The sequence below is a fragment of the Cryptosporangium minutisporangium genome (assembly GCF_039536245.1).
Classification (GTDB): domain Bacteria; phylum Actinomycetota; class Actinomycetes; order Mycobacteriales; family Cryptosporangiaceae; genus Cryptosporangium; species Cryptosporangium minutisporangium.
The window spans coordinates 89,604-113,727 of sequence record NZ_BAAAYN010000048.1 but is presented as its reverse complement, the minus strand read 5'-3'; the positions used below and the strand labels follow the sequence as shown (position 1 = coordinate 113,727).

The 24,124-nt window shown below is 70.6% G+C and carries 22 protein-coding genes and 1 riboswitch; of the genes, 6 read left to right on the top strand and 16 right to left on the bottom strand.

Annotated features, from left to right (window positions below; genetic code table 11):
• Window position 1 precedes the first annotated feature (1 nt).
• Window positions 2-1,171: an aminofutalosine synthase MqnE gene (gene mqnE / locus ABEB28_RS34490; RefSeq protein ID WP_345732452.1), complete on the bottom strand. Its 1,170-nt coding sequence runs from the start codon at window positions 1,169-1,171 to the stop codon at window positions 2-4.
• A gap of 222 nt (window positions 1,172-1,393) precedes the next feature.
• On the opposite strand from mqnE, the gene ABEB28_RS34485 reads away from it, so the two are divergent.
• Both ABEB28_RS34485 and ABEB28_RS34480 read left to right on the top strand, forming a co-directional pair.
• Window positions 1,394-3,238: a C40 family peptidase gene (locus tag ABEB28_RS34485; RefSeq protein ID WP_345732451.1), complete on the top strand. Its 1,845-nt coding sequence runs from the start codon at window positions 1,394-1,396 to the stop codon at window positions 3,236-3,238.
• Between the two features lie 117 nt (window positions 3,239-3,355).
• On the top strand, window positions 3,356-4,720 hold the full coding sequence (locus ABEB28_RS34480) for a hypothetical protein (RefSeq protein ID WP_345732450.1): 1,365 nt from the start codon (window positions 3,356-3,358) through the stop codon (window positions 4,718-4,720).
• Between the two features lie 21 nt (window positions 4,721-4,741).
• Here ABEB28_RS34480 and ABEB28_RS34475 read toward each other — a convergent pair whose 3' ends face one another.
• Window positions 4,742-5,869 (bottom strand): MalY/PatB family protein, encoded by a 1,128-nt coding sequence (locus tag ABEB28_RS34475; RefSeq protein ID WP_345732449.1) that lies wholly within the window; start codon window positions 5,867-5,869, stop codon window positions 4,742-4,744.
• Between the two features lie 133 nt (window positions 5,870-6,002).
• On the opposite strand from ABEB28_RS34475, the gene ABEB28_RS34470 reads away from it, so the two are divergent.
• Window positions 6,003-6,599, top strand: a complete 597-nt coding sequence (locus ABEB28_RS34470; RefSeq protein WP_345732448.1) for a putative glycolipid-binding domain-containing protein — start codon at window positions 6,003-6,005, stop codon at window positions 6,597-6,599.
• A gap of 6 nt (window positions 6,600-6,605) precedes the next feature.
• Here the strand turns inward: ABEB28_RS34470 and ABEB28_RS34465 are convergent, their stop codons facing one another.
• The 4 genes from ABEB28_RS34465 to ABEB28_RS34450 all read right to left on the bottom strand — a co-directional run bounded on the left by ABEB28_RS34465 (window position 6,606) and on the right by ABEB28_RS34450 (window position 11,201).
• A complete protein-coding gene (locus tag ABEB28_RS34465) occupies window positions 6,606-8,033 on the bottom strand; it encodes a P-loop NTPase family protein (RefSeq protein WP_345732447.1) in 1,428 nt (475 codons plus the stop codon).
• Between the two features lie 115 nt (window positions 8,034-8,148).
• A complete protein-coding gene (gene cds1, locus ABEB28_RS34460) occupies window positions 8,149-9,240 on the bottom strand; it encodes an L-cysteine desulfhydrase Cds1 (protein ID WP_345732446.1) in 1,092 nt (363 codons plus the stop codon).
• Window positions 9,237-10,265, bottom strand: a complete 1,029-nt coding sequence (locus tag ABEB28_RS34455; RefSeq protein WP_345732445.1) for a threonine ammonia-lyase — start codon at window positions 10,263-10,265, stop codon at window positions 9,237-9,239. Before ABEB28_RS34455 ends, cds1 begins: the two co-directional genes overlap by 4 nt.
• A 480-nt stretch (window positions 10,266-10,745) precedes the next feature.
• Entirely contained in the window at window positions 10,746-11,201 is a 456-nt protein-coding gene (locus ABEB28_RS34450) for an Lrp/AsnC family transcriptional regulator (RefSeq protein WP_345732444.1), read from the bottom strand.
• A 580-nt stretch (window positions 11,202-11,781) separates the two neighbouring features.
• Here ABEB28_RS34450 and ABEB28_RS34445 point away from each other — a divergent pair.
• A complete protein-coding gene (locus ABEB28_RS34445) occupies window positions 11,782-11,997 on the top strand; it encodes a BldC family transcriptional regulator (protein WP_142709843.1) in 216 nt (71 codons plus the stop codon).
• A 5-nt stretch (window positions 11,998-12,002) separates the two neighbouring features.
• On the opposite strand, the gene ABEB28_RS34440 is transcribed toward ABEB28_RS34445, so the two are convergent.
• The 4 genes from ABEB28_RS34440 to ABEB28_RS34425 form a co-directional block, all read right to left on the bottom strand.
• Window positions 12,003-12,668, bottom strand: coding sequence for a UbiX family flavin prenyltransferase (locus ABEB28_RS34440; protein ID WP_345732498.1), 666 nt, complete (start codon window positions 12,666-12,668; stop codon window positions 12,003-12,005).
• Entirely contained in the window at window positions 12,665-13,561 is an 897-nt protein-coding gene (gene mqnP / locus ABEB28_RS34435; protein ID WP_345732443.1) for a menaquinone biosynthesis prenyltransferase MqnP, read from the bottom strand. Before mqnP ends, ABEB28_RS34440 begins: the two co-directional genes overlap by 4 nt.
• Window positions 13,558-15,003: a menaquinone biosynthesis decarboxylase gene (locus tag ABEB28_RS34430; protein WP_345732442.1), complete on the bottom strand. Its 1,446-nt coding sequence runs from the start codon at window positions 15,001-15,003 to the stop codon at window positions 13,558-13,560. The genes mqnP and ABEB28_RS34430 overlap by 4 nt, the downstream gene beginning before the upstream one ends.
• Before the next feature lie 125 nt (window positions 15,004-15,128).
• Complete coding sequence (locus ABEB28_RS34425; protein WP_345732441.1) at window positions 15,129-16,034, bottom strand: C40 family peptidase; 906 nt, start codon at window positions 16,032-16,034, stop codon at window positions 15,129-15,131.
• Window positions 16,035-16,120: 86 nt separating this feature from the next.
• A riboswitch (cyclic di-AMP (ydaO/yuaA leader) is annotated at window positions 16,121-16,258 on the bottom strand.
• Between the two features lie 342 nt (window positions 16,259-16,600).
• Here ABEB28_RS34425 and ABEB28_RS34420 point away from each other — a divergent pair.
• Window positions 16,601-16,771 carry a hypothetical protein gene (locus ABEB28_RS34420; protein ID WP_345732440.1) on the top strand — a complete coding sequence of 57 codons (171 nt, stop codon included), beginning with the start codon at window positions 16,601-16,603 and terminating at the stop codon, window positions 16,769-16,771.
• A gap of 103 nt (window positions 16,772-16,874) precedes the next feature.
• On the opposite strand, the gene ccsB is transcribed toward ABEB28_RS34420, so the two are convergent.
• The 6 genes from ccsB to hemL are packed head-to-tail and all read right to left on the bottom strand — an operon-like array spanning window position 16,875 to window position 23,071.
• A complete protein-coding gene (gene ccsB / locus ABEB28_RS34415) occupies window positions 16,875-17,900 on the bottom strand; it encodes a c-type cytochrome biogenesis protein CcsB (RefSeq protein WP_345732439.1) in 1,026 nt (341 codons plus the stop codon).
• Window positions 17,900-19,582, bottom strand: a complete 1,683-nt coding sequence (gene resB, locus ABEB28_RS34410) for a cytochrome c biogenesis protein ResB (RefSeq protein WP_345732438.1) — start codon at window positions 19,580-19,582, stop codon at window positions 17,900-17,902. Before resB ends, ccsB begins: the two co-directional genes overlap by 1 nt.
• Window positions 19,582-20,493: a cytochrome c biogenesis CcdA family protein gene (locus ABEB28_RS34405; RefSeq protein WP_345732437.1), complete on the bottom strand. Its 912-nt coding sequence runs from the start codon at window positions 20,491-20,493 to the stop codon at window positions 19,582-19,584. The genes resB and ABEB28_RS34405 overlap by 1 nt, the downstream gene beginning before the upstream one ends.
• A complete protein-coding gene (locus tag ABEB28_RS34400; protein ID WP_345732436.1) occupies window positions 20,490-21,080 on the bottom strand; it encodes a TlpA family protein disulfide reductase in 591 nt (196 codons plus the stop codon). Before ABEB28_RS34400 ends, ABEB28_RS34405 begins: the two co-directional genes overlap by 4 nt.
• Before the next feature lie 4 nt (window positions 21,081-21,084).
• Window positions 21,085-21,735, bottom strand: coding sequence for a histidine phosphatase family protein (locus ABEB28_RS34395; RefSeq protein ID WP_345732435.1), 651 nt, complete (start codon window positions 21,733-21,735; stop codon window positions 21,085-21,087).
• 16 nt (window positions 21,736-21,751) lie between these two features.
• Entirely contained in the window at window positions 21,752-23,071 is a 1,320-nt protein-coding gene (gene hemL / locus ABEB28_RS34390) for a glutamate-1-semialdehyde 2,1-aminomutase (RefSeq protein WP_345732434.1), read from the bottom strand.
• 154 nt (window positions 23,072-23,225) lie between these two features.
• Here hemL and ABEB28_RS34385 point away from each other — a divergent pair, with 154 nt between their 5' ends.
• Window positions 23,226-23,870, top strand: a complete 645-nt coding sequence (locus ABEB28_RS34385) for a carbonic anhydrase (protein WP_345732433.1) — start codon at window positions 23,226-23,228, stop codon at window positions 23,868-23,870.
• Window positions 23,871-24,124: the final 254 nt, after the last annotated feature.

Below are 24,124 nucleotides of genomic sequence, written 5' to 3'. Positions count from 1 at the left end.
ATCAGCTCCACATCGGCTGCGGCTCGGCCCGCCGCTCCGCCAGCGGCGTCGGCCCGTCGTACCGCCGCACCACCTCGTACCGTGTGTTCCGCTCGACGGGCGTGAACCCGGCGTCGCGGATGAGGTCGAGCAGCCCGTCCCGGTGCATCGTGTTCGGCGTCCCGTACCGGTCGGCGTCGTGGGTGATCTTGTACTCCACGACCGAACCGTCCAGGTCGTCCACACCGAAGTTGAGCGACAGCTGGGCCAGCGAGAGCCCGTGCATGACCCAGAAGCACTTCACGTGCGGGACGTTGTCGAACAGCAGCCGGGAGACCGCGAACGTCTTCAGCGACTCGGCGGGCGTCGCCATCTGCGTCCGCTCCTCGAGCCGGTTACGGATCTTCCCGTCGGCCGGCTTCGCTCCGTCGTGCTGGTAGCGCAGCGGGATGAACACCTGGAAGCCGCCGGTCTCGTCCTGCAGCTCGCGCAGTCGGAGCACGTGGTCGACGCGGTGACGCGGCTCCTCGATGTGGCCGTACAGCATCGTGCAGGGCGTCTTGAGGCCCTTCGCGTGCGCCAGCCGGTGGATCCGCGACCAGTCTTCCCAGTGCGTGGCGTGGTCGACGATGTGCTGCCGGACCTCCCAGTCGAAGATCTCGGCGCCACCGCCGGTCAGCGACTCCAGCCCGGCGTCGATCAGCTCGTCGAGGATCTCGTCGGCGGACAGGCCGGAGATCTTCTCGAACCAGTGGATCTCGGTAGCGGTGAACGCCTTCAGCGAGACGTTCGGCAGAACTTCCTTGAGCGCGCGCAGCGACCGCGGGTAGTACCGCCACGGCAGCGTCGGGTGCAGACCGTTGACGATGTGCAGCTCGGTGAGGCCCTCGGACTCCATGCCCTTGGCGAGTCGAACCGCCTCCTCGATGCGCATCGTGTACGCGTCCTTCTCGCCCGGCTTCCGCTGGAACGAGCAGTACGCGCACGACGCGGAGCAGACGTTGGTCATGTTCAGGTGACGGTTCACGTTGAACACGACGACGTCGCCGTTCTTGGCGGTGCGGACCTCGTGCGCGAGGCCACCGAGCCAGGCCAGGTCGTCACAGTCGTAGAGAGCGACGCCGTCGTCGTACGAGAGCCGCTCACCAGCTCGTACCTTCTGCTCGATCTCACGCTTGAGGCCGGAATCCATGCCAACCAGCGTACGCGCGCTCCGACGACCTGCGGCTAGGACCGCCTGTGTCGAGACCCACCCGGCACCAGCAACCGGACATACCGAACTAGCGAGCAATAACGATCAAAGACGTGACTGTTTACCCATATTTTGCTATACCCAGTTAGTGCCTCTAGACGGACATAACCGGCGAAGCCACCCTTCGGCGAGCCGGAGCCCAGAGAGCGGGAACCGAGGCTGATGGGCGGCGCACACCGGAAATCCACCCGCTTCTCCCCTCCTCGCTCGTTCTCCGGCGCGCTGCGCGCTCCGGCAGCACTCGTGCCACTGGCGAACGCGGTGCGCAACGTCCCCGCGCTGCTCCGCAGCCGGGAAAAGCAGGCCGCGATTCGGACGGTCCGGGCGTCGATCGCCGTCGGCACGGCTCTGACGCTCGTCACCGGCTCGGGCCTGGCACGAGCCGACGCCGGCCAGGCTGTCGCCGCACTGCACGGCAGCGCGTCCGGCGTACCGACGCGGGATACCGGCAACGCGCCGGGCCGCTCGGCGCTCAACCGGCCGCCGGTCGCCATCGACCTGCCGGACGGCGTGGACGGTCCGGCCATCTCCGCGACGTTCACGCTGCGACGGGCCGGCCGACCGACGGCCGACGCCGGACGGCGCCCCGGCGCATCGGCACGACCGGCGACCACGCCGGCCCGCCCGACCACCGATCCGGCACTGGCTCGGATCGCGCGCGAGTCCGCAGCCGCCGAGGCCGTCGCGGAGCAGCTCACCGACGCGCGCGAGGCGCTACCCCCGCTCACCGCAGCGCAGGCCACCGCGGCGTCCACGCTCGCCGCCGCCCGGGCGACCACGGCAGCGGCCGCGTCCGACGCGGAGGCCTGGGCTCGGGAGTCGTTCATCGCGGAGGCGAGCCGCCCGGAGGGCCTGGCGGTCGATCCGCGCGCCGCCATGCTCGGCCGTCCGAAACTCGGAACCGCGGTGTTGAGCCTGGAAGCTGCCGAGGCGCACGAGCGCGCGGCCGCCGACGCCGCCCGCCGCGCCGACGAGCGGCTGGCCGCACAGCAGAGCCGCGTCGATGCGCTCCGCCGGAACCTCACCGCCCGTGGTGAGGCGCTGCGCCGGTTGCGGGCAGCGCGGGCGTCCGCGCTGGCGGCGGCCGAACGTCGTCGGGACGCCGTCGAGGCCGCGCTGGCCCGCCGATACCTACGCGACGCGAAGGGCGCCGCCGGGAAGGCAGCGATCTCCGCGGTGGAGTACGCGCTCGCGCAGCGCGGGAAGCCGTACGAGTGGGGCGCGGAGGGGCCGGACCGGTTCGACTGCTCCGGTCTGGTGCAGACCGCGTACGCGTCGTCGGACGTGCTGCTGCCGCGTACCGCACGGCCGCAGTACCGAGCCAGCCGACCGGTGCCGATCACCGCGCTGCTCCCCGGTGACCTGCTGTTCTTCGCCACTGATCGAGCCGACTGGAACACGATCCACCACGTCGGCGTCTACCTCGGCCGCGGCCTGATGGTGCACGCGCCGACCACGGGGGACGTGGTGCGGGTGGCGCCGGTCTGGTGGTCGGAGTTCTTCTCGGCGGGGCGCGTGGTTCCGGGGCGCCCCCAAGACCGCGCGAGCGAACCGTCGCCGCGCGCAAGCAAGCCGACGCCGTCGCCGACCGTGCTCCGGCCCCGCACCGCGCCGCCGGCCGACCAGTCGCGGCGCGCGTCCGCCACCCCGCGAGCGTCGGGTACCCCGTCGAGCAGCCCCGAGTCAACGGGCGCCGGACGCCGGACGTCGGGTGCTCCCGCAACGTCGGGCAGCCCGCGCGCGTCGGGCAGCCCGACGGGGGCCAGCCGCCGGACGTCCGGGAGTCCGACGTCCTCGGCGAGCACGCCGGGGCGGGCCGGCAGCCCGCGCGCGAGCGAGCGGGGTACGGCGCCGCGGTCGGCGAAGGCGTCGGGGACCCCAGGACGGTCGGCGGACGCCCGCCGGAATCTGCGGTCAGCAGCGCCGACGCGGCCCGCGGCGCCGAGCGGCTCACGCCGATCGTCGACCGAACGGTCGAGCGCGGCGACCCTCGGTGACCATCGCTAACGAATCGACGGCATTTCCGCGCTGAACGGGGTTCTGTCAGCTGTCCAACGGAAATCCTTCCTCGCACGTGGGACGGTTTCGTCGGCCGCCCGAACGACCGAGAGGTAGGAGATCGTCATGGCCGAGGAGGAAGAGGGCCCCCGGACCGTACGGCTCGATCCGTCGCAGCTCCCGGGTGGTTCCCGCTTCACGCCGCCGGCCATCCCGGATCCGAAGCCGGCTACGCCGGCCGAGGGTGCCGCGACCGAGACGGCTCCCGACGCTCCTGGGGACGCGACGCCGCCGGCGCCGTCCCCCGCCGCGGAGGCTCAACCGACGAAAGCCCAACCGACGAAGCCCGAGCCGGTTGCGTCGCAGTCGGCACCGCCTGCCGAGGCCGCACCGCCCGCGGAGCCCGAGTCGGCGCCGTCCGGGACCGAGAGCTCGGCACCGGACGAGGAGGCAGTCCAGTCCAACGCGGAGACCCGCATCGCGCCGCTCCCGGCCGAGCTCGTCGCCCGCCTCGCCGAAGCCCGCCAGGACACACCGCCCACCCCGGCCCCGGAGAGCACGCCCGCCACTCCGGCTGCCCCGCAGACAGCGAGCCCGTCGACCGCGCCGGCCGCTGAGGCGGCGAGCACGCCCGCCGCAACCAAGGCTGAGACGAGCCCTCCGGCCACTACCCCGGCCGCTACTGCACCGGCCGCTGCTACCCCGGCGGCTGCTGCACCGGCCGCCACTACCCCGGCCCCCACGGCACCGGCCGCTTCCGCACCGGCCGCCAGCGACCCGGCCGCCACGAGCGAAAAGGCCGCGAGCCCGGCGGGCGACTCGCGTAGCGAACAGACCGCCGTCCACCAATCGCCGCTCGCGCCGGCTCGCACGGACGCGACCGCCGTGCACCAGGTCGCCTCCTCGACGCCGGTCGACCAGACCGTGGTGCGCCCGGTCAGCCCCGCCCCACCGGCATCGGGCAAGGCGTCGGTGCCGGTGGCGCCGAGTTCGGGCCCGGACGTCCAGCACGTTCCTCCGCCGCGCCCACCGGCCGGGGCCAGGGCCGCGGCCCGGGTACCGACGCCTCCGGTCGCCGCGCCGCCTCCGGTGTCCGCGCCGCCTCCGGTGTCCGCGCCGCCTCCGGTGTCCGCGCCACCGCCGGTGAACCGACCGGCGTGGACGATCGAGCCCGGTTGGTCGCCCTATCCGGACGGCGTCCGCCCGCCCGAGCCCGAGCAGCCGCCGAGTTTCGACGCACCGTTCGCACCGGGTCGCGCCACCACGAGGCGGGGCAGCCAGTCCCCGGAGAACGTGGAGAACACGTCGTCGCTGGCCGGAGCCCTGCTCGGCACCGGCACCGGCACCGTCGAGCCGGAACCGAAGGGCAGTGGACGCAAGACCGCGCTGATCGTGGCCATCGTCCTGATCGTCGCGGTCGCCGCCGGAGCCGGCATCGCGATGCTGGCCGGCGACGCGATCATGTCCGTCCTGGACGAGGTTCTCGCCTAGTGCATTGACCCCGCGAGGGCGTTACAAGGCTGCCGCTATGCGGGCGACCGCCTCCGCGAGGACTTCGGGGCGAGTCGCGAAGTTGAAGCGCGCGAATCCGGCACCCTCGGGACCGAAGTCGAGGCCGCGGTAGAGCGCGACCCGTCCACGGTCGAGCAGCGCAGCAGCGGGCTCGTCACCGAGTCCGAGGCCCCGGAAGTCGAGCCACGCGAGGAACGTCGCGTCCGGCGGCCGGTAGCCGATGCCCAGCGGCGCAAGCGCTTCCTCGAGCCACCGCCGGTTCACCTCGAGCGCCGCCCGCAGCTCGTCGAGCCACGCCTCTCCCTCGTTCAGCGCCGCGATCGACGCCACCACGCCGAAGAGCCCGGTGGACGACGTCGCGTCCTCCGGGATCCGCCGGAACTCCCCCACCACCTCGTCGCCACCGACGAGGAGCGCGGCCTTCAGCCCGGCGAGGTTCCACGCCTTCGACGCCGACACCGCGGCGAACCCGGTCCGCGCCGCCGGTCGATCCAGCGACAGGAACGGGGTGAAACGCGCGTCGCCGAGCGTCAGCGGCGCGTGGATCTCGTCGGACACGACGCGCACGTCGTACCGCTCGGCGAGTTCCGCGACCGCGTCGAGCTCGGCGCGGGTGTGGACGGTGCCGGTCGGGTTCTGCGGATTGCACAGCAGATGGACGCGGGCGCCGCCGGCGAACGCTGCCTCGAGCCCTTCCAGGTCCAGCCGCCATCCGTCCGGGCCTGGTCGGAGCGGGTTGGACACCAGCCGCCGTCCGGTCATCTCCAGCCACTCGTAGAACGGCGGATACACCGGCGGGTTGATCACTACCGCGTCACCCGGTTCGCTGACCAGCTCTATCGCGGTCCGCGCCGCCCGGGCGACGTCCGGCATGAGCGTCATCGTCGCCGGTTGCGGGTCCCATCCCCAGCGTCGGCCGGCGAAGCCGGCGAAGGCCTCCGGCAAGCCTTCCGGATGTGCGTAGCCGGTGTCGGAGTTGTCCAACGCGGACGCGAGCGCGGCCCGGACCGGCTCGGCGAGCGTCGAATCCATCTCGGCGACGAACACCGGGAGAACGTCCGCCGGGTAGTGCCGCCACTTCTCGCTCTGTCGCCGCCGCAAGTCGTCCAGGTTCGCCCAGAGGTCCATGACGCCATGATGCCTCTGCGGCAGAACCGCGAACCCGGAGCCCGGACGACGCTGTGGATCACCACAGGAAAGCGCCGCGACCGTGGCAGGGTTGTGCACGTCCGACAGCGACGGGTCGAGAGGAGCCGCGCACATGGAGCTGGCGTGGAATCGGTTGGGCTTCGGAGCAGAGCTGGCGGCTGTGAACACGGACCGCGGTCTCCGCGCCGCCGGATGGGCGCTCGGCGCGGCCCCCGAGCCGTACAGCGCCCGCTACACCCTCGCCACCGACGCGCAGTGGGCCACGATCGCGCTGGAGATCCAGACCGAGGGCGCCGGCTGGTCCCGCTCCCTGCGGCTGGCACGGCAGACCGGCCGTGATCCGTGGAAGGTACGGGCGAGCGAGACCGGCACGCTGGCCGGGCCGCCCGCCGGAGCCGAGTATCCGGAGACGTTCGCCGACGCGCTCGACATCGACCTCGAGTTCTCACCGCTCACCAACACGCTGCCGATCCGTCGGCTCGACCTGCTCCGGCAGTCCGTCGGCAGCGAATTCGAGCTGAACGTCGCGTTCGTCGAGCTGCCGTCGCTCGCGGTGATCGCCAATACCCAGCGGTACGCGGTGGCCGGTGACGGACAGATCGGGTTCCGCTCCGGCGACTACCGGGTCCAGATCTCCGTCGACACCGACGGCTTCGTCACCGACTATCCCGGGCTGGCGACCCGGGCGACGGATCGCCCGCGGGTCTGACGTCCGCTACCGGCTGGGTGGGCGCGGGGCGGAGGGTCGCAGGGCCGGAGCCTCGTAGGTCACGGTCGCGCTCGGACCGGCCGAGACCGGCAGGTCGTGGCCGGGGCCGATCACCGGCAGCTCCAGCCGGGTCTGGTGGATCACGGTGGCGCGGTGCCGGACGGCCAGGTGAACCCGGTAGACGTCCGGCCGCCGCGGGGCGACGAACGGCAGATCCAGCTGCTCGGACCGCTCCTCGGGCAGGCAGGTGTGCGGTCCGCCTGGCTCGCACGGACAGGTCCACGCAACGCCGTGCCGGGGCACGAACATCGCGTGCGGACCCACCGGCACCGTGACCGTCTCCGCGACGACCGACACCTGCACCCACGCGCCGACCGGGTCGGGCCTGGGATCCGGTGGCGCTGGGTCAGCGGGCGCTGGGTCAGTGGGCGCGGATCTCATCGTCAGCTGGATCAGGTAGTACCCACCCGGCGCCAACGGGCGATCGATCCGCATGCCGGTGGTGTCGGTGACGGCCACGGTGACGCCGACCGCGGGGTCCGAGGGCACCTCCTCGACGGGCTGCGCCGCGAACGGCAGGGTCCCTGGCTCCGGCCGCTGCCCGTCCGAACCGGGCGGAGGCAACGGTGGCTGCCCCAGCGGCGGCGGCCCGACCGGGGGCACGCCCAAGGCGCCCGGTGGCTCCGGCTCACTCCGTCGCCACCAGCGCCGACGCCGATCGTTTGACGCGTTGCCGCCGTCGGCCTCACGGGGTTCCGGCACTGCCGCCGGAGCGGTCCCGATCGCCGGCGGTGTGATCGGAACCGGCCTCGCCAATTCGGCGGCGGCATCCGCCCAGGCGCGCCGCTGCGGTGGTGCCCCCGGCCCGGCGGCGCCCTCACCCACCAGGTCGGCCACCGAGCGGACGTCGCGGATCGTCTGGTCGTCGACGGTCACCACGGCCCCGTGTCGTAACGCGACCGCACCGAACTGCTCGGCCTCGACCAGGTCGTCCAGCACCAGGACCACCGTCCGGCCGGGCGCCACCAGCGCGCTGACCGTCTCGGCCGCGCCGTCGTCGCCCAGGGCCGCGGACAACCCGCGGAACGTGTCGACGAGGACCACCGCCGGCGGAGCGGCCACCGCCCCGATCGCACCGGCGATGGCTTCCCAGCCTTTCCGCCCGACCGCCGACGGTGCTCCGTTGAGACGGACGGTGCGCGGCCGGTCGCCTGGCGGGTCGACAGCCATCCACAGCGCGCCGAGGTCGATCATCGTTCCCCCGGCGGCGGGACCAGCGAGGATCGTGATCGCCGCACTCCGCCCCGCGCCGGACGGCCCGACGACGAGGACCAACGGCTGCCGGGCGACCAGGCAGGCCGCTTTGTCGGCAGGACGGCTCGACGCCGCACCGGGCGGACCCGGCCCACCGTAGCCCGGCTCGTTTCTGCTCAACGTCTTCCCCGATACCTCCGGCAGTCGCCCCGCCAGCAGCCAATGCTGCCTTGCGCTCCGTGCGAATGCCAGCGTTTCCCCCGCATCCCAGGGTCACCGGGCCCTGACCCCAGGGTTACCGCTCCGGTACCCACTCCCCGGTCGCGTCGAATCGGGCCAGCGTCTCGGTGTAGGGCGCGAGGTCGAGGCCGGCGGCCCGCAGCCAGTCGTCGTCGTAGTAGGTGTGGGCGTAACGCTCGCCGCCGTCGCACAGCAGCGTGACGACGCTGGCGCCCGCGGCGCCGCCGGAGGCGCGGAGCTCGGCGAGCAGCTCGAAGACGCCCCACAGGTTCGTGCCGGTCGAGCCGCCGACCAGACGGCCCAGCCGCTGCGTGGCGTACCGGGCGGCTGCGATCGACGCAGCGTCCGGGACACCGATCATCCGATCGACGACGCCACCCACGAAGCTGGGTTCGACGCGCTGGCGGCCGATGCCCTCGATCCGGGACCCCCGTGCGGTGGTCACGTTCGGGTCGGCGGCCGACCACGCGGGCAGGAAAGCGGAGTTCTCCGGGTCGACGACGCAGAGCTGGGTCGGGTGCCGCCGGTAGCGGAGGTACCGGCCGATCGTCGCGCTGGTGCCGCCGGTTCCGGCGCCCACCACGATCCACGCGGGTACCGGGTGCCGTTCGGCGGCGAGCTGGCCGAAGATCGACTCGGCGATGTTGTTGTTGCCCCGCCAGTCGGTGGCCCGTTCGGCGTACGTGAACTGGTCCATGAAGTGGCCGCCGAGCTCGTCGGCCAGGCGGTGGGACTCCGCGTACACGGCACGAGGGTCGTCGACGAGATGACACCGACCGCCTTGGAACTCGATCAGTGCGACCTTCTCCGCGCTGGTGGTCCTCGGCATCACCGCGACGAACGGCAGCCCGAGCATCCGGGCGAAGTAGGCCTCGCTCACCGCCGTCGAACCGGAGGAGGCCTCGACGACCGTCGTGCCCTCCTGGATCCAGCCGTTGCAGAGCGCGTAGAGGAAGAGCGAGCGGGCGAGCCGGTGCTTCAGCGAACCGGTCGGGTGGGTCGACTCGTCCTTGACGTACAGGTCGAGGCCGGCCTCGGCGTAACCGTCGGGCAGCGGGAACGTCAGGAGGTGGGTGTCGGCGGACCGGTTGGCGTCCGCCTCGACCCGCCGAACCGCCTCGTCGGCCCACGCTCGGGCCTTGGTCATCCGTAGTACTCGCGGTACTTCGCCGGGTCGACGTTGCCGCCGGACACCACGGCCACGGTCCGCGACGCGGCGGGCAGCTCGGCCGCGTGGAACAGGTAGGCCGCGGTCGTCACCGCCCCCGACGGCTCGGCGACCAGCCGCGACTTGCGACCGAGCACGCGGACGGCTTCGGCGATCTCGTCCTCCGACACGGTGACGACGCCGTCGACGTAGCGCCGGAAGTGCTCGAACGGCAGTACCCCGAGCGACGTCGTCCGCAGGCCGTCGGCGATGGTCCGGTACGTCTGCTCCGGCGTCCAGGTGACGCGCTCGCCGGTGCGGAAGCTCTCCGCGGCGTCGGCGGCGAGTTCGGGTTCCACCGCGATCACCCGCGTGTCCGGGGAGAGCGCTTTGATCGCCGTCGCGACGCCGGAGATCAGCCCGCCGCCGCTGACCGGCACCAGGACGAGATCCGACGCCGCGTCCGGAGCCCCTGCGGCCTCACCGAGGCCCGCCCCCGCAGAGGCCAGCAGGTCCTCGGCGATCTCCAGCCCGGCCGTGCCCTGGCCGGCGATGATCCGGGCGTCGTCGTAGGGCGGGATGTGGCCGTAGCCGTGCTCGGCGACGAGTTCGTGCGGGCGGATGTCCCGCTCGGCCGGAGGAACGATCACGACCTCCGCGCCGAACCCGCGGGTCGCCTCGAGCTTCACGGCCGGTGTCGTGTCCGGCATGACGATCGTGGCCCGGACGCCGAGCCGCTGGGCGGCGTACGCGACGGCCTGCGCGTGGTTACCGCTCGACTGCGCGACCACGCCCCGGGCGCGCTGCTCGGCGTCCAGCTGCGCCAGGGCGTTGCTCGCGCCGCGGAGCTTGAACGCTCCGGTTGCCTGCAGGCTCTCGGGCTTGAGCCAGAGCGGGCGTCCGTCCTCCGCCCAGGCGCACGGGAGCAAGGGCGTGCGCACCACCAAGTCCCGAATCCGGACGGCTGCTGCCTGAATGTCGCTCAGCGTCACCAATGCGGGGGATGTGGTCGGGATGGCACTCATGAGCGCCACGATAGCCAGCCGACCTGCGCAGATCCTCAGGGCTGCCCCCGCCGAGCAGGAGCCGCGACCCGCAACCAGGGTTGCTTTATCCGCTTTTAGACGGATGCTAATTCGATCCAGAAAACGCGGCCGACCTTTCGACCATCCCCCGACCCGGCGAATCCGGAACCCCGTTCGACGTCGGCTCGCCGACCGTTCCCCCTATCGGCCAACCACTCTCGGTATCGACGGTAACGCTTCTCCACGCAAACGGGCACGCGACATTCACTCTGCGATTCCGAAACCGACGAGCGTAATCGACGCAGAGCCGCGGTAAATTGTCGCTACCGAGAACCGTCGCACGCAGCCCTGGTCCTAATAAGCGTGAGCGCGCGGATCCAATCTGCATTTCGTTGGCCACCGAAACAACGTCTCACCAAGCGAGACCGCGGATTACGAGGAACCCTCTTGTTTTTATCCGGACGGCTCGCGTGCCAACGTTTACCTCGGTTCGTCGAGCGGGCGCGCGCGCCCCTCCCATTTGGTTGAGAGGACAACGGTCGTACGTGTGCGTGCGACTCCGTTGATCCGGTTCAGCCGACCGATCGTGTGCTCCAGCGCCGCGACGTCCGGCACCCGCACCAGCAGCAAGAACGACTCTTCACCAGCGACGAACCAACACGACTCCACTTCCGGCAGTCGGTGCAGCGCGTCGGCGATTTCGTCCTGTTCGGAGCTCTCGGCCTGGAGCACACCGATGAGCGCGGTGACGCCCAAACCGATCGCCGTCGTGTCGACAGCGGCGTGATAACCGGTGATGACACCGGAGGCTTCGAGCTTGCCGACGCGATCGTGCACGGCCGGCGCAGACAGCCCCACCCGGCGCGCCAACTCGGCGTACGTCTCGCGACCGCTGCTCCGCAGCGTGTCCAGCAACCGCCGGTCGATCTCGTCCACGGGTTCCTCCCCGGTGGTAGCGGCTACTGCACCGACTCGGACCGCTCCGGCACCGGCCCTGCGCATCGTAAGCCGCCCAGGCGGCGAACGTTGACCCCCTTGATCCGTACGGTTCCGGGGACACGTCGGTCATCCACCACAGAACCGCAGGTCACAAACCGAGATACCGAGGGAAAGCACTGAGGTTGTCGCGAGGAAGTGCAACGGTCCGCGGTACGAACCCGTTCGTTGCGGACCGTTGCGTACTCGTTGATCAGGGCTCGACAATTCGTGACCACAGACACATCGCTGGTCAAGCGATTGAGAGAGCGGCCCGACGCGTCTTCCATGCACTGCGGGTCGAGCCGTCCAAATCTCCGTAGTCGCAGGTCATCGTAGGTAGACAGACGCTTCCTACCTGGCGAATCACGGTTCGCCCACACAATCGGTGACGCATCGTCCATCGGATCCCGATCGATAAGTTTTGCCGTTTCCGGTCTGCAACCGTACCCGCAGTGCTTGAATGACTCGCGAACCAATAACGCCGCGCCGTAGGGCGCATCATCGTGCGATTTCGCACCGGCGAAGAAGAGAGGCGAAAGTGGAGGTTGGCGAGCGTCTACTCACCCCTGGTGAGGTTGCGGCGCTTTTCCGGGTGGACCCGAAGACCGTTACGAGGTGGGCGGCGGCCGGGCGAATCAGCAGCATCCGTACCCCTGGGGGTCACCGTCGGTTCCGGGAATCCGAGGTTCGCGCGCTGCTAGCTTCGGGCGACCCGGATGTCGAGCTCGAGGAGCGCAGGGCAGCCGGGCACTAGAAGGCTCAGTCGGCCGGTGCGGAGCCGACGCGGCCGATACCCGCGTGTTCCCCCAACGACCTGGCTGCGCCCAATTCACCGCGCCATCGGGTGAACAGGGTGTGGTCGACCCCGAGACTGTCGAGCACCTTGCCCGCGACGAAGTCGACCAGCTCCTGCACCGTCGAAGTACCGGCATAGAAGCCGGGGCTGGCCGGCAGCACCACCGCTCCGGCGTCGTGAAGCGCCAGCAGGTGGACGAGGTGCCCCCGGGACAGCGGGGTTTCCCGGGGCACCACGACCACGGGTCGCCGTTCTTTCAGGTTCACATCCGCGGCCCGCTGCAACAGATCCTTCGAGAGCCCGAGCGCGATGCCGGCGACGGCCGCCGTGCTGGCCGGCACCACCACCATCCCGCGCACGGGATACGACCCGCTGCTCGGTCCCGCCGCGAGATCACCGGCCGACCAGTAGCGGACTTCTGACACGTCGCGTCCGAGCCAGGCCGCGACGTCGTCCGACCAGTGCGCGTCCCGGATGGTGCGGCCCACCTCGTCGAGCAACGTGAGTCTGGCCGCGCGCGAGACGATGAGATCGACCGGCTCCCCGGCGTCCAGGAGCCCGCAGAGCACCGCCTGCGCGTACGGCGTTCCGCTCGCGCCGGAGACCCCCACCACCCAGGGGAGTCTCACCACCGGAGCTCCTGCAGGACGACCAGGTCGGCCAGCGCGAACAAGAACAACACGATGCCGATGACGCCGTTGGCGGTGAAAAACGCGCGGTTGACGCGGGATAGGTCGTTCGGGCGGACGATCGTGTGTTCGTACGCCAGCACCAGCGCGGTGATCACCAGCCCGGTCCACCAGAGCCAGCCGTACCCGGTCAACGCACCGAACCACGCGTAGAGCGCCACCGTGACCACGTGCACCACGGTTGAGGCGTGCAGGGACGCAGCGATGCCGAACCGCACCGGCACGCTCCGGACACCGATCCGGCGGTCCACCTCGACGTCCTGGCAGGCGTAGATCAGATCGAACCCGCCGATCCAGGTGCCCACCGCCAACCCGAGCACGAACGCCGACCAGGACCACTCACCGGTGACGCCGATCCAGGCGCCCAGCGGTGCGATCGCCTGCGCCAAACCGAGGAACGCCTGCGGGTAGTCGGTGAAGCGCTTCGCGTAGGAGTAGATCGTCAGGAAGAACAGCGCGATCGGTGAGAGCACGAGGCAGAACCAGCCGAGCCACGCCGCGGACGCCAGGAACACCACCAGCGCCACGCCGAGCCCGACCCAGGCCGAGCGCACCGAGAGAGCGCCGGTGACCAACTCCCGCTGGGCCGTGCGCGGATTCTGCGCGTCGATCCGGCGGTCGATGATGCGATTCGCGGCCATCGCCACCGTGCGGGCGGCCACCATCGCCACCGTGATCACCAGCAGCGTCACCCACTGGACGTTCGGCCCTTCGGACCGCATCGCGGTGAGCGCGGCGACGTAGGCGAACGGCAGCGCGAACACCGAGTGTTCGATCATGACCAGCCGGAGGAACGCCTTCACCTTGTTCGGCGCCTCGACCGCGCTCGTCACAGGCCGTACTCCCGCCAACGCTGGTCGACGGTGGCGACTACCTCGGGGCTCATCCGCATCTCCTCCGGCCAGCCGCGGTGATAGCCCTCTCCGGGCAGCTTGCGGGTGGCGTCCACTCCCAGCTTGCCACCCCAGAACTGCTGGTAGGAGGCGTGATCGAGATGGTCGACCGGCCCAGTGGTGAGCAACACGTCGTGGGCGTAGTCGACGTTGCCGAACGCGCGGAACGCGACCTCCCGGTAATCGTGGACGTCGCAATCGGCGTCGACGACCACGACCAGCTTGCACAGCGAGAGCAGCCCGGCGCCCCACACCGCGTTCATGACCTTCATCGCGTGCTTCGGGAAGCGCTTGTCGATCGAGACGATGCAGCAGTTGTGGAACACGCCGGCTTCCGGCAGGTCGTAGTCGACGATGTCGGGGATCAGAAGCTTGATCAGCGGCAGGAAGATGCGCTCGGTGGCCTTGCCGATCGGGCCGTCTTCCTGGGGCGGCTGGCTGGTGATGATCGACTGGTAGATCGGCGTGCGCTGCGTCGTCATGCACTCGACGTGCAGCACCGGGAAGTCCTCGACCGGTGTGTAGAACCCGGTGTGGTCGCCGAACGGCCCCTCGGGCGCGCGCTCACCGGGCTCGAGGTAACCCTCCAGCACGACCTGGGCGTGCGCGGGCACCTGCAGCGGCACGGTGAGGCAGTCCACCATCTCGACCCGCTCGCCGCGCAGGAAGCCGGCGAAGAGGTACTCGTCGATGTCACCGGGCAGCGGCGCGGTGGAGGCGTAGGAGACGGCCGGGTCACAGCCGAACGCGATCGCGACCGGCAGCCGCTGGCCGAGGCGCTCGGCGACCGCGTGGTGCGCGGTCGAGTCTTTGTGGATCTGCCAGTGCATGCCGAGCGTGTTGTGGCTGTGCTGCTGGAGGCGGTAGAGCCCGAGGTTGCGGGCGCCGGTCTCCGGGTGCTTCGTGTGGGTCAAGCCCAGGTTGTGGTAGATCCCGCCGTCGCCGGGCCAGATCTGCAGCCCGGGGAGCTTGTTCAGGTCGACTTCGTCGCCCTTGTAGACGACCTCCTGGCAGGGCGCGGACTTGACCTTCTTCGGGGGGACGTTCTTCAGCTGGGTGACCTTGCCCAGCGCTTCACGGAAGCCGCTGAAGCCCTGCGGCAGTTCGGGCTTGAGCATGGCGCCGATGCGCTGCCCGATCTCGTCCAGCGAATCGACCCCCAGCGCCATCGCCATCCGGCGCTCGGTGCCGAACAGGTTGATCACGATCGGCATCTCGCCGCGCGTCGGGTTCTCGAACAGCAGGGCAGGCCCACCGGCCCGCACCACCCGCTGGGTGATCTCGCTGATCTCCAGCGTCGGATCGACCGGCGCGGTGATCCGCTTGAGCTCACCGGCCTTCTCCAGCCGCTTCAGGAACTCGCGAAGGTCGGTGTGGGCCATGGCCCCAGTATTCCTGGGCCCGCGAGCGCCCCGGCAGTTGCCCGCCGCACAGAGCCTCGGCCCACGGCGCCGCAAAGGCACGAGCCCCGACCCGCAGTACGGGTCGGGGCTCGGCGAGCACGGCGTTACGGGCGGCCGGCGCCCGCGTACGGCATGTTGTTGACGCTCTCCACCTGGACCGACTGTCCCTCGGTGGGCGCGTGCACCACCTGGTTGTTACCGATGTAGATCGCGGAGTGGTGCAGGTCGCTGTAGAAGAACACGATGTCGCCCGGCTGCAGGTCGCCCCGCGAGACGTGCCGGATCGAGTTGTACTGCTGCCGCGACGAGTGCGGCAGCGACACACCGACCTGCTTCCAGGCCATCATCGTGAGGCCCGAGCAGTCCCAGGAGCCGGGGCCGGAGCCACCGAACACGTAGGGCTCACCCTGCTGCGCCATCGCGAACTGCACGACGGTCGCGGCGTTACCGCTGGCCTGACCGTTGTACGTGACGGTCGCGGGCGCGCTGCCGTACTTCTTGGCGTACGCCGTCCGGCGGATCTGCTCCCACTTGTCCCGGTCCTTCTTGATCAGCTTCTGCTGGGAGTCGAGCTGCTTCTTCAGCCGCTCCGCGCTCCGGACCTGGAGGTCGACCCGCTTCTTGGTGTCGTCGTACTTCGCCTGGTACGCCTTCGCCTGCTTGATCGTGTCGCGCTGCTGGGCGGACAGCCACTCCACCGCGGCCAGCTGGTCGAGGTAGTTCGTCGGCGAGCCGTTGTTGAGGAGCGACGAGGAGAGCCGCATGCCGCCGTCGCGATAAGCCGCCGCAGCGATCTTGCCGACCTCCGCCTGGGAGGCGTCGAGTTTCGCCTGCGAGGCGGCGAGCTGACGGTTCAGCCCGGCCTGCTGCGCCTGGACCCGCTTCAGCTGGACCTTGGCGCTGTTCATCTGCTCGTTGACCCGGTCCATCTTCACGCCGAGGGAGTCGAGTTGCTTCTCGGCCTCGGAGAGTGACGGAGCCGCACTGGCGCCGCCTCCGGGTAACAGCACCAAGCTCAGAATCGCAGCGAGGACGCTAACCAGGACGATGGGACGACGGGCGTGAGTCCGAACGGATCTCACTAGTGCAGCACTCCTCACTCCCCCTAAGGCCGCCTACCGGGTTAGCTGACGGGTTCGGGCGGGAGCTGCCCTACCGCCCGTAAAGGCGGATTCACCCCGAGATCTCGGATCCCCGGCTCATACGTGACGCAGCGATTCGGCGGCAACTGCCCGACGCCATCCTGGTGAACGGCGGACGCTCGGGAAGTCGTGGGTCACGGTAAGGCATCTGTGACGGGCTGGTCCAGCCTCGCGCGGGAATCTGGGCGAACGTCCAGCAGACTACGACAACACGTAGTTAGTCCACTCCGGAACGTCTTCTTAAGTGCGTCTTAATGCGGTTTCACCGACACCTCGGCCGAATGGTGGATGGGTCTGACCACTATGGACAGATCAACGGACGATAACCGGCCGGTAACTCGTGAGGTAGGAGTGCCGCAGGCTGCTTAACGTCCCAAGAAGTCCATTTGTAGTAATTTGTCGGAAACAAAGAGTGGACTGAGGGGGACAAAACGATGCCGCAGCAGACCGAGCACGAAGACGTGATCGTCGTCGGCTGGCTCCGTGGGGACGACTACGAGGCCGCGCTGGCGTACCGGCGGCGCGAAGAACCCACCCGAACGGACGATCAGCCGCCAACACCGGCGCCGACACCGCCGAGCGCTGATCCCGCACCCCAAACTTAAGGTCGCGCCAACCCCTGAAGTGGCGCGCCCCACAGCGTCCCCCAACGCAGTACGCACTTGAAGCGCCGCCAGGCGCGTGTTCTCACGCGGAGCCCGTCCAGGGTCACAGCCCTGAATACGAGTGGAGTCCGGAGACGGCGAAGTTGATGACGTAGAGGTTGATCATCATCGTGGCAAAGCCGAGCACCGCGATCGCGGCCGCCCGGCGTCCGCGCCATCCGGTCGTGGCCCGCGCGTGCAGGTACGCCGCGTACACGACCCACGAGATGAACGCCCAGGTCTCCTTCGGGTCCCAGCCCCAGTACCGGCTCCACGCCGCCTCGGCCCAGATCGCTCCGCAGATGATCGCGAACGTCCAGATCGGGAACCCGAACGCGTGCAGCCGGAAGGTCAGCCGCTCCAGCCCCGCCGCGGCGGGCAGGTGCCGCCCGACGCCGTACGGGAAGCCCGGGGCGTTCGCCGGACGCCCGGCCGCCACCCGCTGGTCGTACCCCTCGCGCAGCAGGTAGAGCACCGACATCACGCCACCGATCAGGTAGATCCCGACCGAGATCGACGCGGTGGAGACATGGATCCAGAGCCAGTACGAGTTCAGCGCCGGCATCAACGGGCCGGCCTCGACGTAGAGCACGGTTCCGGCCAGCCCGAGCAGCAGAACCACCGGCAGCATCACGAACATGCCCAGGTAGCGCACCGGACGACGGGCCGAGACCACCAGCCAGGTGATCGTCCCGACCGCGCAAGCCACCGAGACGAACTCGTACATGTTGCCCCACGGCACCCGGTCGGCCGCGAAACCACGGGCGGTCAGGCAGCCGATCTGGGCGAGCGCACCGATCACCGCGGCGACCACGCCGAACCGACCGAACCAGGCGGCCCGGCCGCCGGTCGGCGCGGGCTCCGCGGGCGGCGTGACCGGCCCGGCCGGGGACACCGGAGCGTCCTCCTCCGGACCGCCCACGCCGACCAGCACACGCTGGCGCGGGGCCGGGGCCGCCGCACGGGCCGCCACCACGCCCTTGCGTCCGAACGCGTACTCGATGGCGTAGCCGAGCATCGCAACCGTGTACGCCACGATCGCGACGATGAGCAACGTGTTCGAGAGATCGGCGAGTTGGGCGTCCGTCATCACGATCCTTCTTTCCCGATGAGCTCGGACTGTTTCGGGTCTGCGGGCGGAGCGGCGTCCGCGGTGAGCTTCTCGACGATCTGCCGGAACTCCTCGGCGTACCGGTCCGGATCGGTACGCGCCAGACCGCCGACCGTGAGCTCGCCGGGCGTCACCCGGACGAAGATCCGGCGACGCCGGACGGTGAGCGACGTGATCAGGCCGACCAACATGAACCCGGCGGCGATCAACACGACCATGTCGCCGGGGTCGTAACCCACCTGGACGGTCATGAACTCGCGGTAGCCGACGAACTGGAGCGACGAGCCGTCGTCGAGCGTCCACACCTCGCCGACCGAGAGCTTCTTCGAGCCGACCGACTTGAGCGCGCCGCTGTCGACCTGATTCTGGTCGATCGAGTACACCGAGCGCGGGATGCCGGAGTTCAGACCGGTGTCACCGCGGTATCCGACCAGCGTGACCGCCGGGTCGTCCGGCTCCGGGCGCACCGACTGGATCGGCGGGCCGGACGGCGGTGCGGTCGGCAGGAAGAACCCGGTGAACGCCATCTCGACGTCCGCGGCACGGGCAGTCGACTTCGGGTCCTGGTTGGCGTCGGGGAGGACGAACGCACCCTCGCTGGTGAGCTGGGAGTCCTGCGGCAGGAACGCCGGGGCCTCCTCGAACACGGTGCCGTACCGATCGGTGTACTTCAGCACCGGCGCGTACCCGTGGTTGATCAGGTAGACGTTGGCCCCGTCCAGCCGGAGCGGGTGGTTGACCTTCAGGTCGTAGGCGGTGTCCGGGTCCTGGGTGAACGCCCGGTCGCCCTGGACGTACTTCACCTTGGCGAGGAAGTCCTCGGGCTGGCCGTTGGCGAGGTAGGTGCCCTGGAAGTCGTCCAGCTGGACGCAGAAGGACGGCAGGGCCGCGTCCCGCATCCGGGTGCCCGGGGTGAACGAGTCGTAGGCCTGGACGGTGTCGCAGAACGCGTTGCCCTCGACCACCAGCACGCTGGCCCGCCAGCCCCACAGCGAGCCGGACGCGACGCCGACCAGCAGCGCCACCAGCGCGAGGTGGAACGCGAGGTTTCCGGTCTCGCGGAGGTAGCCCTTCTCCGCGCTGATCGTGACCGCACCCGACGCCTCGGTGTGCACCGCCGTTCGCCAACGTGCGCGCCGCAGCACGCCCCGGGCGGTGTTCGCGATTGCGGACGGGTCGCCGGCCACGGGGGTGGAGGACGAGAGCGGCAGCCGCTGCAGGTTCCGGGGTACCGCGGGCGGCCGCTTGACCAGCGCGCGGGTGTGCACCCGGATCCGCGGCACCAAGCAGCCGACCAGCGAGATGAACAGCAGCAGGTAGATCGCAGCGAACCAGGGTGCCGCGAAGACGTCGAACGCCGACAGCTTGTCGAGGAACGGCGCCAGCTTCGGGTGTTCGGTGAAGTACTCGTCGACCTTCGCCTGGTTCAGCGACCGCTGCGGGAACGTACTGCCCGGCACCGCGGCCAGCGCCAGGAGGAAGAGCAGCACCAGCGCGGTCCGCATGCTGGTGAGCTGTCGCCACCAGCGGCGCGGCGCGGCGGTGAACCCGCTGAGCTTGCCGGGGCCGGGCCGTCGGTCCTCGGGTGCGGTGGCGTCCTGCGGTGCGGTGGCGAGACCGGTGACGGCTGCCTGCTCGTCGGAGGGCGTGACGGTGGCCATCAGAGCGCCACCTCGCCGACGCCGTAGACGCTGCGGATCCAGATCACCAGGTCGTCCCAGACCCCGAGCATCAGGGCGGCGCCTACCGCGACGAGCAGCACCCCGCCGATCCGGACCACCCAGCGGCTGTTCCGGCGGACCGCCGCGAACCCGCCCAGCAGCCGCCGGAATCCGAGGCCGAAGAGGACGAACGGAACGCCCAGCCCGGCGCAGTACGCGAGGGCCAGCAGCGCACCGCGCCCGGCACCGCCCTGGACGGCCGCCAAGCCGAGCACCGCGCCGAGCGTCGGACCGACGCACGGGATCCAGCCGAGGCCGAACACCGCGCCGAGCAGCGGGGCGCCGGCCAGCCCCGAGGCCGGGAGCCACCGCACGCGTGCCTCGCGCTGCAGGCCGGGCAGGACGCCGAGGTAACCGAGTCCGAAGACGACGACCAGCGCGCCGACGACCCGTTGCAACGTGGCCTCGTGCTCGAGCAGGAAGCCGCCGATCCCTCCGGTCGCGAACGCCAGCAGAGTGAACACCGCACTGAACCCCGCGACGAACAGCACGCTGCCGGCCAGTACCCGTCCCCGCACCCGGCCACGGGTCCAGCGACGGCGGTCCGGTCGGATGCCGACCCGGGTGGCGGTGGCGACGGCTCCGCCGGCCACGGCGGCCGTGCCGGCTGCCCCGGCGGTCTCCCCCGCGGGAGCCTCCGCCGCGGGCGCCTCCGCCGCGACGGGGCGGCCCGACGGGTCGCTCCCCAGCGCGGCGTCCAGATCGGCGCCGGCGATTCCGGTGACGTACGAGACGTAACCGGGCACCAGCGGCAGGACGCACGGCGAGAGGAAGCTGACCAGCCCGGCGAGCGCGCTGACGCCTGCCGCTGCGACCAGCGGCCCGTCGGTGACGAGGTCGGCGACGCTCACGGCTTCTCCGCCGCGATCCGCCCGACGACCGGCTGCAGTTCGTCGTCGAGCAGGCCTTTGCGGAACACCGCGGCGATCCGGCCCTCGCGGTCGATGACGATCGTGGCCGGGATCGCGTTCGGGGGCGCGGCCTTCAGCTGCAACGCCACCCGGCCGGCCTGGTCGAACAGGCTCGGGTAAGTGATCTTGAAGTTGACGTCGAACGCCGCGGCGCGCGACCGGGTGTCCTTGACGTTCACGCCGACGAACCGGACGCCACTCGCCTTCGTCGCGGTGTACACGCGCTCCAGGTCGTCGGCCTCGGCCCGGCACGGCGCGCACCAGGAACCCCAGAAGTTCAATACGACGACGTCGCCGCGCGCCTCGCTGAGCCGGAACTGCTCGCCGTCCAGCAGTTCGCCGGAGATGTCCGGCGCGGACGCCCGATCGTCCACTGCATAGACCGTCGACGCCCCCGACCCAGCGACGAACCGCTGGCTACCCCCCGATTCCTGGTCCACGGCATCAGCGCCCGTCGAGCAGGCTCCGACGGCGATCAGGCAGGCGGCCGCCGCTCCGCGGCGGATCCAGGAGGAGAGGGGAGACATCTTCTCAAGCGCCTCGCTCGGTTTGCGCGGTCTTCGACTGGGCGATCAGGGCGGCGGCCGGGTCGGCGTACTCCACACCGACGACCTCGTCGTCCTCGAACTTCACCGACGTGACGCTGGCCAGCGAACACTGCCGGCGACGGGGGTCGTGCCAGAGCGTCTTCTTCTCCAGGTAGCGGCGGAGGATGACGATCGGCGACTGGTGGGAGATGCAGACGGCCTCGTGCCCCGCAGCAACGTCCCGGGCGTCCTTCACCGCGGCGAACATGCGCTTCGCCTGGTCAGCGTAGGGCTCGCCCCACGACGGACGAAAGGGGTTGCGCAGGTAGTGCCAGTACTTGCGATGCCGCCAGAGACCGTCACCAGGGCCGAACGGCTTGCCCTCGAACAGGTTCGTCGCCTCGATCAGCCGCTCGTCGACCACCGGCTCGACGCCGAACTGCTCGCTGAACGGCTCCATCGTCTGCTGCGCTCGCTCCATCGGGCTGGTGACCAGATGGGTGATGTCACGACCGGCCAGATGCTGGGCGGCCATCTTGGCCATCTGCTCGCCGAGTGGCGACAGCTTGTAACCGGGCAGGCGTCCGTAGAGGATGCCGCCGGGGTTGTACACCTCGCCGTGGCGGATTACGTGCACGGTGGTCGTGACCGTCACTCTCAGGCCCCCATTCTCAGGCGTCTGCTCGGGTCGATGCAGCAGCGCGCGCCGCCACGGGCAGCGCTGCCGCGATCCGACCCAGTGCCTCGTCGTCGTGCGCGGCCGACAGGAACCACGCCTCGTAGGCGCTGGGCGGCAGGTAGACGCCCTCGGCCAGCATCGCGTGGAAGAACGCCGCGTACGCCGCGGTGTCCTGCCTGCGCGCGCCGTCGAAGTCCACGACTTCACCGGCGCCGAAGAACACTGAGAACAGGTTGCCAGCCGCTTGCACCCGGTGGGGCACACCGACCTCAGTCAACGCCTCCGACGCCGACCTGGCCACTTGCGCGGCCGAGGCGTCCACCGCGGCGTAGACCTCGGGCGTCGCCGCCCGGAGCGTCGCGAGGCCGGCGGCGCAGGCCAGCGGGTTACCGGAGAGAGTGCCGGCCTGGTAGACCGGCCCGGCCGGCGCGAGCGCGGCCATCACGTCGGCCTTGCCGCCGAACGCCGCAGCGGGCAGCCCGCCGCCCATCACCTTGCCGAACGTGAACAGGTCGGGGACGACGCGACCCTCGGAGGCACCGAACCAGCCCGCCCGGGAGATCCGGAAGCCGGTCATCACCTCGTCGCTGATCAGCAGCGCGCCGTTCGCGGTGCACTCCTCGCGCAGCAGCAGGTCGAAGCCGTCCTTCGGCGGGACCACACCCATGTTCGCCGGGATCGCCTCGACGATCACCGCGGCGATCGCCTCGCCGTGCTCGGCGAACGCCGCCGTCAGCGCTTCCTTGTCGTTGTACGGCAGCACGATCGTGTCCGCAGCGCTCGCCCCGGTGACGCCGGGCGTGTCCGGCAGGCCGAACGTGACGACGCCGGAGCCGGCGGCGGCGAGCAGCGCGTCGACGTGGCCGTGGTAGTTCCCGGCGAACTTGACGACCTTGCTGCGGCCCGTGACGCCGCGCGCGAGCCGGATCGCGCTCATCGTCGCCTCGGTGCCGGAGTTGACCAGGCGGACCTGCTCGACCGGCTCGACCCTGGCGACGATCTCCTCGGCCAGCTCGACCTCGCCGGGGCTGGGCGTGCCGAAGCTGGTGCCCTTCGCGGCGGCGGCGGTCAGCGCGGCGACGACCTCCGGGTGGGCGTGGCCGAGCAGCAGCGGGCCCCAGGAGCAGACCAAGTCGACGTACTCGCGCCCGTCGGCGTCGTAGAGGTAGGCGCCCTCGCCCCGGACCATGAACCGTGGCGTACCGCCGACCGCCCGGAAAGCTCGGACCGGCGAGTTGACCCCGCCGGGCACGACGGTGCTGGCACGCGCGAACCAGTCGGCCGAGAGGGGCGCGTCGTCGGGATAGCTCACCGCGCCATTGTGACAACTACCGGCCGTAGACGTCCTGCCGGGTACCGTGGTGACACCCACATCCTTGGCCCCTCACGGCGATTTCGTCGTATACAGAGCTTCGGGCCCCACTCCCCGGGGCCCAGACGACTCCCGAGGAGCCGCCTTGTCTGCGATGCCCGATCCGACGCCACTGCCGGTGGCGCCCGAACAGCGTCCTTCCCGTCCGACTCCGGATGAGGCGTACGCCCTGATGGTGGCGGGCAACGCCCGCTTCGCCGCCGGTACGCCCGCCCGCCCGAACCAAGACGACGTCCGACGCGCGCAGATCGTCGCCGGCCAGGAGCCGTTCGCGGCGGTGCTCGGATGTGCCGATTCGCGGGTGCCTGCCGAGATCGTGTTCGACCAGGGGCTCGGCGACTTGTTCGTGTGCCGCACCGCCGGGCCGATCGTCGACTTCGCCGTCCTCGGAAGCATCGAGTTCGCGATCACTCAACTTCACGTGCCGCTGGTGGTCGTGATGGGGCACGAGTCGTGCGGTGCGCTCAAGGCCGCTGCCGAGACCGCGTCCGGGAAACTCGAACCGGGCGGGTCGGTGCGTGACCTGGTGGAGCGGGTGTTGCCGATCACGCTGCAGGCCCAGCGCGAGGGTGGCACGAAGGAGGAGCAGCTGTCCCGGGCGATCGCGTACAACGTGACGCGGGTGATCAAGCTGCTGATCGAGCGCTCGCCGGCGATCGCGGACGCCGTCGCCGACGGCTCAGTGAAGCTGGTCGGGGCGGTCTACGAACTCGACGGCGGCCGGGCCCGCTTCCTCTAGCCTCGCCGCCCGCGCCCGGCGCAGGCCTTGGTGATGACGGATCGGGCGGGTGATCACCCGCCCGATCCGTCGTCGCGCGCCGGTTGGGCGGGGCCCACCCCCGTACGACGAGCCGCGCATTTGTCATGCGCGAACGAGGCCACACGACGGTAATTCGTGCCCGCGTCACAGCCGCATCGGCATTTCGCGGAAGTTGCCAACTTCCACTGGCGCAACCCGGTTACTCGTCAGTAAGGTGACCGCTGCCACACAGC